This window comes from Streptomyces sp. TM32, assembly GCF_004122755.1.
Lineage (GTDB): Bacteria > Actinomycetota > Actinomycetes > Streptomycetales > Streptomycetaceae > Streptomyces > Streptomyces sioyaensis.
Genome location: NZ_SDIG01000206.1, coordinates 1 through 10091, shown reverse-complemented (window position 1 = coordinate 10091; position 10091 = coordinate 1). Strand labels below are relative to the sequence as shown.

The following is a 10091-nucleotide window of genomic DNA, read 5'->3' as shown; positions in this document are numbered from 1 at the left end:
CTCGCCGTCCGCTCCGGTGCCGGGCTGACCGCCTGGGAGCTGACACCGGCCCTGGTCCTGGTGGGCGTGGGGGACGAATCGGGGGCGGACTGGATCACCACCCCCCTCACCGCGGACCTGCTGCGCGGCGCGCTCGACCTGGAGCGCACCGAGCACGGTCTGCTGCCGCACCGGCTGCCCGCCCGGGCCCGCGCGCAGTGCGCCGACGGGCAGCTGGCCATGGCGGAGGCCCAGCCCTCCGGTGTACGGCTGGTGTTCCGTACCCGGGCCACCGCCGTCGAGCTGGACACGCTCCGCACCAAGATTGACTACCTGGGCGCCCCGCCCCGTCCGGACGGCCGGTACGACCTGCTCGTCGACGGCCGCCTGGCCGGCCAGGCCGGCGTGACCGGCGGCAACGTCCTGACGGTGGACCTGATGACCGGGTCCGCGGAGACCCGGCTCGGCCCGGTCGGCACCGTTGGGTTCACCGATCTGCCCGACCGGCTGAAGGACGTCGAGATCTGGCTGCCGTACAACGAGGTCACCGAGCTGGTCGCGCTGCGCACGGACGCCCCCGTCGAGGCCGTGCCGCTGGGGGGCCGCACGGTGTGGTTGCACCACGGCAGTTCGATCAGTCACGGCTCCAACGCGGCGAGCCCCACCACGATCTGGCCGGCGCTCGCTGCTTCCCTCGGCGGCGTGGAGCTGATCAACCTCGGTCTGGGCGGAGGTGCCCTGCTCGATCCGTTCACCGCCCGCGCCCTGCGGGACACCCCCGCGGACCTGATCAGCATCAAGATCGGCATCAACCTGGTCAATGCCGATCTGATGCGGCTGCGTGCCTTCACCCCGGCCGTGCACGGCTTCCTCGACACCATCCGGGAGGGGCACCCCGACACACCGCTGCTGGTCGTCTCGCCCCTCCACTGCCCCCTGCACGAGGACACCCCTGGCCCGTGCATCCCGGACTTCAGCAAACTCAGCACCGGGACACTGCAGTTCACGGCCATGGGCGACCCCGCGGAGCGAGCCGCCGGGAAGCTGACGCTCGGCGTCATCCGTACGGAGCTCGCCCGCCTCGTGAAGCAGCGGGCGGCCGACGACCCGCATCTGCACTACCTCGACGGCCGCGCCCTCTACGGCGAGGCGGACTTCGCCGAGCTGCCGCTGCCCGATCAGCTCCACCCGGACGCCGCCACCCACCGCCGCCTCGGCACACGCTTCGCCGAGCTGGCCTTCGGCACCGGCGGCCCCTTCGCCACCCGGGAGGCCCGAGGCGTCGGACGCGCCCCAGGTGTCGGACGCGCCCCAGGTGGTGGACGCGCCTGAGGTGTCGGACGCGCCTATCCGGCGGTCAGCGGACCAGCCCTGCCTGGCTGAGCGCGCTGTCCACCAGGTCTGCGCAGTGGTTCAGCTTGTTCCGGATCCGTAGCGTGCCGGCCGGGGCTCCGTTCGGGGTGGGAAGTCCGAGGCCGTGGACCACGGCTTCCATGACGAGCCGGTCGTGCTGAACGGCCAGGTTCATGCGGAGTTTGAAGGGGACGGCCAAGCCGCGGATCTCTTTTCCGCCCTCGTGCACCTCTGCGCTGCTGTCGGTCTGCGACACCCACCGGTAGCCGTGCCGCTCCAGCGCCGCGCGGGCGATACCCAGGGCCTCCTGCGGCTCGGCTCCAGGCGTCAGTGATATCTCTCGGTTGCGCACAAACCCTCCGTCTACTGGTCAGCTCCGCCTGCGAATTCGCTCACTCGCTGATTCGCACATTCGCTGATTCACTCGTACCGTGCGATGCCGCTTTTCGCGCCGGGGCGTACATCCGACAGGTGTTCAGGGGCCGCTCGCGACATCTGCGGTCGGGGCACGTCCGGCACGACGGAGGTCCGGCGTCCGGGCACCGATCCCGGCTGGAGGCCGAGGGACGGAGGCTTTTTGAACGCCTTCCAGCTCCATGTGAAGCCTACGGCGCACCCCTTAGGTGATTCCCTAAAGCGGGCCGTTGAACAATGCAGACGAGTACTGCTTGCCTGGATTGTGCGTTTCGCTCTGCACACAGCGGTGGCCGCGCACGCCCGGGGACGGCCACCCGTAATCACCACGGACGCACGGCCGTAATCACCACGGACGCACGGCCGCAGTGGCCACGGCCGTACCGCGATCGCCACTCCCCTGGCCATCCGTCACCCGGCACCCGGCACAATTCCCACAGAGCCCGCCGGAGCGCCCTCCGCGGAAAGCGCACCGGACACGGCAAATCCACGCTGCGCCAGGCATTCGCCCGTTTCCTAGCGGGATATTGACGGCCGTGGGCCGGGATCCCAACGCGCCGCGATCACCCCATAGGCCATTGCCCGCCGGAGCGCTATGGTCGTTTTACCAGGAACGTAACGGGGGAGGGCCGCCGCCGATGGCACAGGACGATGCCGTGATCGGCTGTACGGGAGTGCTGCTGATCGGCACTCGTGGCGCTGCCGGTCCCGGTGAGGTCCTGGTGCGGATCAGGGGCGGCACGGAGGCCTTTCTCGCCTGGTCCGCCGAGCCCCTTCCGGTAGGGGCGACCGTGCTCGTGATCGAGTCCCGTGGCAATCGCCAGGTCGATGTCATGGAGTGGGCGGATCCGTTGGACGCGTTGCCCGGCGATGCCGGCAACGCCAGTTGAGGAGACGACGAAGGATGTTCGGTTACCGCGTTCCTGCCCCCGATCAAGCAATGCTGATCTCGGGAGGCAGGCGTGGACAGGGGGGCGCGCCGTTCCGAGTGGTCACCGGCCACGGCACATTCGTGCTGCCGGTCTTCCGCAAGGTCCGCTTTCTGACGCTGGCGATGTGCGAGGCGGAGGTCTCGGAGACCTGTGTGACCCGGCAGGGCATCGCACTGACGGTGCGCGCCGTGATCGCGTTCAAGGTCGGCAACGACACCGAGAGCGTGGTCAACGCCGGCCAGCGGTTCCTGTCCGACCAGGATCAGATGTCGGTCCTGACCGGCCGGATCTTCGCAGGTCATCTGCGGTCCATCATCGGCTCGATGACGGTCGAGGAGATCGTCACCGAACGGCAGAAGCTGGCCACCGAGGTCCTGGAGACCTCCAAGACGGAGATGGCGAAGATCGGCCTGATCGTCGACTCGCTGCAGATCCAGTCGATCGACGACGGCGACACCGGCTACATCGAGGCGATGTCCGCCCCGCACAAGGCGGCCATCCAACGGCAGGCGCAGATCGCCCAGGCACAGGCCACCCAGGCCTCGGCCGAGGCCGAGCAGGAGGCCGCCCGTAATCAGGCGGAGTACGCCCGGCAGACCGCCGTGGTCCAGGCCGAGTACTCCGCGGAGGTGGACCGCGCCAAGGCCCGGTCCGCCCAGGCCGGTCCGCTGGCGCAGGCACACGCCCAGCAGGAAGTCCTCGCCGCCCAGACCGAACTCGCCGAGCGCGCGGCCCAACTGCGCCAGCAGGAGCTGGTGGCCGAGGTCGTCAAGCCCGCCGAGGCGGAGGCCGAGCGCATCCGGCTGCTGGCGATGGCCGAGGCCGAGCGGATGAAGATCCAGGCCGAGGCCGCCGCCTCGCACGACCGCGTGGCCCTGGACCGGATGCTCATCGACCAGCTCCCGCAGATCGTCAAGGAAGCCTCCGCGGGCCTGGCCAACGCCAACGTCAATGTCCTCAACGGCACCGACGGCCTCGGCGAGATCGCCGCGGGCCTGGTCGGCCAGGGCCTGACCATCCTGGACTCGGTCCGTCGCAACCTCGGCGCCCCCGACTCGCCGGACCAGACCACCGACCGCGACGGCACCCCCGGAGCGGGCAAGGGCACCAACGGCCGCGTCGAGATCGAGTGACGCCGGGCGGGGTGGGGCCGCCCGGCCCCGCCCCGCTCAGGCCTCGCCCCCGCTTCCTTCCGCCCCGCTCACGCGCGCCCTCGCACGTCCACCCCGCTCACGCCCGCCCGTGCTTCTCCCGGGCGTAGGCCACCAGATGGTTGAGCACGGCGACGGTGGTGGCGATGTCCGCGTCGTCGAAGCCGGCGAGCGCCTCGTGCAGACCGGCCTGGCTGGTCTTCTGCAGGCGGTTGAGGATGGCCTTGCCGTGCGGGGTGATCGCCACTTTCCGGGCCCGGCGGTCGACGGAGTCCGGGGTCCGGGCCACCAGGTCCTGCGACTCCAACTGGCTGATCTGGCGCGTGACATGAGGGGGTTCGACCATCAGCAGCGCGGCCAGGTCGCCGACCCTGCTGACGCCTCCGCTGTCCTCCAGGGCCATCAACAGCCAGAGATCGGAACGTGCCGCCGTGACCCCCGCCTGGGCGGCCTGGCGTTCGTGCGCCCGGGAGCGGGTGAGCAGATAGGACAGCGTGGCCAGCACTCTTTGCAGTGCGGCGGTGGGGTCCTGGTCTCTTCCGGGGTCCGGCATGCAGGCACTTTAGCCGTCCGTGGGGTGCCGGAAACCCCGCTGTGCCGCCCCTGTCCGGTGCGGGCCGCCGCTCGGTTTGAGCCAACCTCATGCGGCTCGCGATCACCCCTTCCCTCCCCCGCCCGGGGTGAGTTAGCGTGCAGTTAATTGCTTACCTTAGGTAACTAGTCATCGGCCCGGCACGGCACGTTCCGGTCCCTGTCTCCGGTCCCTGTCTCCGGTCCCTGTGTCTTGTGTCCGTCCGGTCTCCACGTCCCGGCCGCGGCCCACAGCCCACGGCCGGTCATGCCTCCGGGCGTGCCTCCGGTCATGCACCCCCGGCGGACAGGACACCGGCGGTCATGCACCCCGGCGGACAGGACCTCGCCGGCCCGGCCGCCCAGCCGGTACGCGGTTCGTACGGAACCGTCGAGGAGTGGCGCCACCCGCACCCTTCGCCACGGCAGTGCCGTGGCCGTTCGTGGAAGGACCAGCCGCATGACGACCGCAGAACGCATCGAGGCGGGCCCCGGCACCGGGCCGGGCGAGAGCCTCCCCCCACTCGACCTCCCGGCCGCGCGGACCGCCGGCTGCCCCTTCGGTCCGGCACCCGGCGTCGAACGGGCACTCCGGGAGGAGCCGGTCACCCGCGCGACGCTGTGGGACGGGTCCTCCTGCTGGCTGGTGACCCGGCATCAGGACGTCCGGGAGGTGCTCGGCGACCCGCGATTCAGCGCCGACGCGACCCGTCCCGGGTTCCCCTTCCTCTCCGCCGGCGGGCGCGAGCTCATCGCCACGAAGCCGACCTTGCTCCGCATGGACGACCCCGAGCATGCGCGGCTGCGCCGGATGCTCACCGCCGACTTCATGGTGAAGAAGATGGAGACGATGCGCCCCGAGGTGCAGCGACTCACCGATGAGCTGCTCGACCGGATGACCGAGGGGCGCACCTCGGCGGACCTGGTCGCGGAATTCGCGCTGCCGCTGCCGTCGTTGGTGATCTGCCTGCTGCTCGGTGTCCCGTACGAGGACCATGAGTTCTTCCAGGGGCGCAGCTCGATTCTGCTCAGCCTCCGGTCGACGCGCGAGGAGGTACGGGCCGCACAGGACGAGCTGCTGGAGTATCTGGTCCGGCTCGCCGAGTCCAAGCGGCAGCGGCCGGACGACGCCATCATCAGCCGGCTGATCAGCCGCGGCGAACTCAACTCGTCCGAAATCGCCACCATGGGACGGCTGTTGCTGATCGCCGGCCATGAGACCACCGCCAACATGACCGCGCTGTCCACGCTCGCCCTGCTGCGCAACCCCGACCAGCTGGCCCGGCTGCGCGACGACCCCTCGCTGATCAAGGGCGCCGTGGAGGAGCTGCTGCGCTATCTGACCATCGTGCACAACGGCCTGCCCCGGATCGCCACCAAGGACGTCCGCGTCGGCGGCGTCACCATCCGGGCCGGCGAGGGCGTGGTGTGCGCCCTCAACACCGCCAACCGCGACGAGGGCACCTTCCCCGGCGCCGGCGGGCTCGATGTCGGCCGCGATGCCCGCCGCCATGTGGCGTTCGGCTTCGGCGTCCACCAGTGCCTGGGCCAGCCCCTCGCCCGCGTGGAACTCCAGATCGCCCTGGAGACCCTGCTGCGCCGGCTGCCGGGCCTCCGGCTCGACATCCCCTTCGAGGACGTCCCGTTCCGGCACGACATGGGGATCTACGGGGTGCATGCGCTGCCCGTCGCGTGGTGAACCGGCGCCCCGTCAGCCGGAACCCGCTCCGGAACCCGGCCTGTAACCCGCCCTTCCCGTCCTCCCGTTACCACCCGTCCGCCCCGGCCACAGGAAGCCGGGCGGCAACTCGATCTGGAGAGAACATGCGCGTGCACATCGACCAGGACAAGTGCTGCGGCGCCGGAAGCTGTGTGCTGTCCGCGCCCGACGTCTTCGACCAGCGCGAGGAGGACGGCATCGTCGTCCTGCTGAACGCCGAACCGCCCGCCGAGCTGCGGGAAGCGGTCCAGGAGGCGGCGGCGATCTGCCCGGCCGCGGCGATCTCGGTGGAGCAGCCGGAACGGGTCTGACGCTCCCCGCCGGACGCCCGGACCCGGCGCGGGCGAGGCGTCCGGCACCCGGCCACGGCACCCGGCCACGGCAGGATGCCGGGTGCTTCGCCCGCGCCGGGCCCGCCGCGCCTTATGGCTTACGGCTCACAGCCTGCGGCTGACGGCTGACGGCTTACGGCTTACGGCTGCGGCACCAGCCCGTCCTCGACCAGCCCGTCCAGGACCGCTTCCCCCAGCGCGTGCACCGCGGACTGCGGCCGCACCATCACCGTGAACTCCTTGATCCGGCCCGCCTCGTCGAACTGCAGCAGATCGATGCCGTGGATCTGCTTACCGCGGACGGTGGCCCGGAAGACCAGGACCGCCGAGTCGACGGAGCCGCCGTCCGCCCCCGCCGCCGTCTGTGCGCTGCCCGTCAGCTCGCCGACGTAACGGAAGTCCTCGAAGGTCCGCAGCAGCACCCCGAACAGCCCGAGCACCATCGGCCGCCCCTCGAAGGGCGTGAACTTCACCGGGCTGTAGAAGCGGATGTCCTCGGTGAACAGCTCCTCCAGCACGCCCGGTTCCCGTGCCTCCACCGCCGCCTTGAAGCGGTCCGCGGTCGTCCCCATGACTCTTCCTCCTCGCCTCGGCCGGGCAGCGAACCGTCCGGCCTCGGGTCCGGGCCCGGCGCCTCGCCCCGCGCTCCCATGGTCGCGACTATGATTAGTCATATTCTTGAGTATGGGAAGGGTGGCCGGGGCGATGGCTCTCAAGCACGCGGTGCTGGCGGCGCTGCTGGACGGCGAGTACAGCGGCTATCAGCTGGCCAAGGCGTTCGATGTCGGCGTCGCCAACTTCTGGCACGCCCTGCCGCAGCAGCTCTACGCGGAGCTGACCAGGCTGGAGGCGGAGGGGCTGGTCGCCGGACGTCAGGTGGTCCAGGAAACCCGGCCCAACAAGCGGCTGTTCCACGTCACCGACGAGGGCCTGGCCGAGCTGGAGCGGTTCGCGGCGGCCGCGTCCAGGCCGTCCTTCATCCGCGACGATCTGCTGGTCAAGGTGCAGGCCGTGGACCGGATCGACGCCGCACCGGTGATCGCGCAGCTGTCGGAGCGGGCCCGGATGGCCGCCGCCAAGGTCGAGATCTTCGAGCAGCTGCTGGCCCGGTTGCGCGGCGGCCTGGACGAGGCGGAGTTCCTTGCCCACGGCGCCCGGGTCGGCCCGTATCTGACCTGCCTGCGCGGCCTGGGCTTCGAACGGGAGACCCGCGACTGGTGTGAGCGGATCACCGGCGTCCTACGGGAGCGCAGCGGCGCACCGCAACACCGTTAGAGGTCAGGCCGATCCGCACCCCTGGAGGTCAGGCCGATCCGAACCCGTAGGGGTCAGGCCGATCCGAACAACAACCGCGCGCTCGTCTCGCCGGATCTCCTTCGTGTGACAACGGACATCACGGGTCGTATGGCTGGGCACCACACATTCCGCATGGAAACGGAATGAAAGGACCCTCGCATGCGTCTCCGCCACACCGCCGCCTCCGCCGTCAGCGCGCTCGCCCTGGCCCTGGCCCTGCCGGCCTCCCCCGCCGGCGCGTCCACCGGCCCCTTCACCTACGTGTACAACGACGAGGGCGGCACCCCGCACGTGAGCCTGCTGTCCGATCCGCCGAGCCGGGCGTGTTTGAGCCTGCCCGAAGTGACCGACACGAGCGCCCTGCCCGCGCACTCCCCGAAGAACTACACCTCGTCCGTCGCCACCGTCTTCACCGGCCCGGACTGCACCGGGGATTCCTACACGCTCCGGGCCAACGGCGGCCGCGCCTCGGAGCTGTTGAAGCTCCGCTCGGTGGTCTTCTCCTGAGCCGACGCCGGCCGGCAGCCGGAGCGCTTCGGCCGGCCGCGGCCCCGGTACGGCATGGTGGTCCTCACCGCCGAGCCGGGGCCGCTCGCCGGCCGGGGCCGCTCGCCGGCCGGGGCCGCCTCCCCCCGCCGACGGTCGGCAGGGGGGTTCTGGCAGTAATAGGCACGCCAGGCATAGGTTCAAGGGGGCACTGGTTAGGGCAATCGGAACGCCGCATTCTCGGTGGCATGACCCACACCTCTGTCTCCGCGTACGCCGCACCCGCCCCGAAGGCACCACTGGAGCGGATCACGATTCCGCGCCGCGAGCTGGGTGCCCACGACATCCTGATCGACATCAAGTACGCCGGAATCTGCCACTCCGACATCCACACCGTGCGCGCCGAGTGGGGCGACGGCGGGAACTTCCCGATCGTCCCCGGCCATGAGATCGCCGGTGTGGTCGCCGAGGTCGGCTCCGGGGTCACCCGCTACAAGAAGGGCGACCGGGTCGGCGTCGGCTGCTTCGTCGACTCCTGCCGCGAGTGCGAGAACTGCCGCGCCGGGCTGCAGCAGTACTGCACCGGCGAACTCGGCAACGTCGGCACGTACAACGCGACCGGCCGGGACGGCGAGCCCACCTACGGCGGCTACTCCACCCACCTGGTGATCGACGAGAACTACGCACTGCGCATACCCGAGAGCATTCCGCTGGACGCCGCCGCCCCGCTGCTGTGCGCCGGCATCACCCTCTACTCGCCGCTCGCCCACTGGAAGGCCGGCCCCGGCAAGAAGGTCGCGGTCGTCGGCCTGGGCGGCCTCGGCCACATGGGCGTGAAGATCGCGCACGCGATGGGCGCCGAGGTCACCGTGCTGAGCCAGTCGCTGCGCAAGAAGGACGACGGGCTGCGGCTGGGCGCCGACCACTACTACGCGACGTCCGACCCAGCCACCTTCGAGCAGCTGGCGGGCACCTTCGACCTGATCGTCAACACCGTCTCGGCCAACCTGGACCTGAACGCCTACCTCGGGCTGCTGCGCACCGACGGCACCCTGGTCCAGGTCGGCGCCCCGGAGAGCCCGCTGCCGGTCGCGCCGTTCGCCCTGATCCCGCAGCGCAAGTCGATCGCCGGCTCGATGATCGGCGGCATCCCCGAGACCCAGGAGATGCTCGACTTCTGCGGTGAGCACGGGCTGGCCGCCGACATCGAGGTGATCGGCGCGGACCGGATCAACGAGGCGTACGAGCGGGTGCTGGCGAGCGACGTCCGCTACCGCTTCGTGATCGACGCGGCCACGATCTGACAGCCACGATCTGAGCTCCGCTCCCCTCTGTACGGCCCCGCCCGGGGCGGCCTGCGCAGGCCGCCCCGGGCGGCGGCTTCCCCGGGCACGCCTCCCGTGACGGCCTTGGTGGAGGAACGCGGCAGAGCGTAGGCCGACACGGCCGGCGGTCGGGCCCGGCACCGGCAGCCCCCGGAAGTTTTTCCGCACCTCCCGGCAACCCCCGCCCCGGCCGCACGTCGTGACGGGTGAGGGCGCCACCGGGCGCCACCCGCCGACGAACGTGGAGCAGCCGACCGTGAAGCCCACCCGTACCTCCCGCACCGCCGCCGGTTCCCGGCCGTACGCCGTCCGCCCCCTGTCCCGCGGTGCGGCCGGCGCCGGCCTGATCGCGGCGCTCGCGCTGGCCGCGCTGTCGGCGGCCGGCACCGCGCACGCCGCCGACCGCGCACCGAAGCCGCAGCACACCGGCCCGTCCTCCGCGCGGCCCGCCCCGCAGCCGACCAAGAGCGGTGCGACGCCCGGCCCGGCCGGCACCGAGGCCCCCACCAAGGCCGTCACGGGAGGCGTGCCCG

11 protein-coding genes and 1 pseudogene are annotated in these 10091 nt (G+C 71.2%); 9 read left to right on the top strand and 3 right to left on the bottom strand.

Going from position 1 to position 10091, the window contains the following annotated elements; translation table 11 throughout:
- The first annotated feature begins 66 nt into the window (after positions 1-66).
- The gene (locus EST92_RS28665) at positions 67-1311 is read left to right on the top strand and encodes a GDSL-type esterase/lipase family protein (RefSeq protein WP_129283630.1); all 1245 of its coding nucleotides are present in this window, start codon (positions 67-69) and stop codon (positions 1309-1311) included.
- A gap of 25 nt (positions 1312-1336) precedes the next feature.
- Here EST92_RS28665 and EST92_RS28660 read toward each other — a convergent pair whose 3' ends face one another.
- A complete protein-coding gene (locus EST92_RS28660) occupies positions 1337-1684 on the bottom strand; it encodes a hypothetical protein (protein WP_129283629.1) in 348 nt (115 codons plus the stop codon).
- Positions 1685-2384: 700 nt separating this feature from the next.
- Between EST92_RS28660 and EST92_RS28655 the strand changes: the two genes are divergently transcribed.
- Together EST92_RS28655 and EST92_RS28650 are read left to right on the top strand one after the other, a co-directional pair.
- Positions 2385-2636, top strand: a complete 252-nt coding sequence (locus EST92_RS28655; RefSeq protein WP_129251100.1) for a hypothetical protein — start codon at positions 2385-2387, stop codon at positions 2634-2636.
- Positions 2637-2650: 14 nt separating this feature from the next.
- On the top strand, positions 2651-3811 hold the full coding sequence (locus tag EST92_RS28650) for a flotillin family protein (protein WP_129283628.1): 1161 nt from the start codon (positions 2651-2653) through the stop codon (positions 3809-3811).
- A gap of 97 nt (positions 3812-3908) precedes the next feature.
- Here the strand turns inward: EST92_RS28650 and EST92_RS28645 are convergent, their stop codons facing one another.
- Entirely contained in the window at positions 3909-4382 is a 474-nt protein-coding gene (locus EST92_RS28645) for a MarR family transcriptional regulator (protein WP_129251098.1), read from the bottom strand.
- A 477-nt stretch (positions 4383-4859) separates the two neighbouring features.
- Between EST92_RS28645 and EST92_RS28640 the strand changes: the two genes are divergently transcribed.
- The gene (locus EST92_RS28640; protein WP_129283627.1) at positions 4860-6098 is read left to right on the top strand and encodes a cytochrome P450; all 1239 of its coding nucleotides are present in this window, start codon (positions 4860-4862) and stop codon (positions 6096-6098) included.
- Between the two features lie 125 nt (positions 6099-6223).
- The gene (locus EST92_RS28635) at positions 6224-6430 is read left to right on the top strand and encodes a ferredoxin (RefSeq protein WP_093484311.1); all 207 of its coding nucleotides are present in this window, start codon (positions 6224-6226) and stop codon (positions 6428-6430) included.
- Between the two features lie 161 nt (positions 6431-6591).
- Here the strand turns inward: EST92_RS28635 and EST92_RS28630 are convergent, their stop codons facing one another.
- Positions 6592-7023 (bottom strand): nuclear transport factor 2 family protein, encoded by a 432-nt coding sequence (locus EST92_RS28630; RefSeq protein ID WP_129283626.1) that lies wholly within the window; start codon positions 7021-7023, stop codon positions 6592-6594.
- A gap of 133 nt (positions 7024-7156) precedes the next feature.
- Here EST92_RS28630 and EST92_RS28625 point away from each other — a divergent pair, with 133 nt between their 5' ends.
- The 4 genes and pseudogenes from EST92_RS28625 to EST92_RS28610 all read left to right on the top strand — a co-directional run.
- Positions 7157-7726: a PadR family transcriptional regulator gene (locus EST92_RS28625; protein WP_129283625.1), complete on the top strand. Its 570-nt coding sequence runs from the start codon at positions 7157-7159 to the stop codon at positions 7724-7726.
- A 180-nt stretch (positions 7727-7906) separates the two neighbouring features.
- Positions 7907-8254 (top strand): hypothetical protein, encoded by a 348-nt coding sequence (locus tag EST92_RS28620; RefSeq protein WP_129283624.1) that lies wholly within the window; start codon positions 7907-7909, stop codon positions 8252-8254.
- A 227-nt stretch (positions 8255-8481) separates the two neighbouring features.
- Positions 8482-9537, top strand: coding sequence for an NAD(P)-dependent alcohol dehydrogenase (locus EST92_RS28615; RefSeq protein WP_129283623.1), 1056 nt, complete (start codon positions 8482-8484; stop codon positions 9535-9537).
- A 277-nt stretch (positions 9538-9814) separates the two neighbouring features.
- Positions 9815-10091: pseudogene (locus EST92_RS28610) on the top strand (hypothetical protein); the annotation flags it as partial.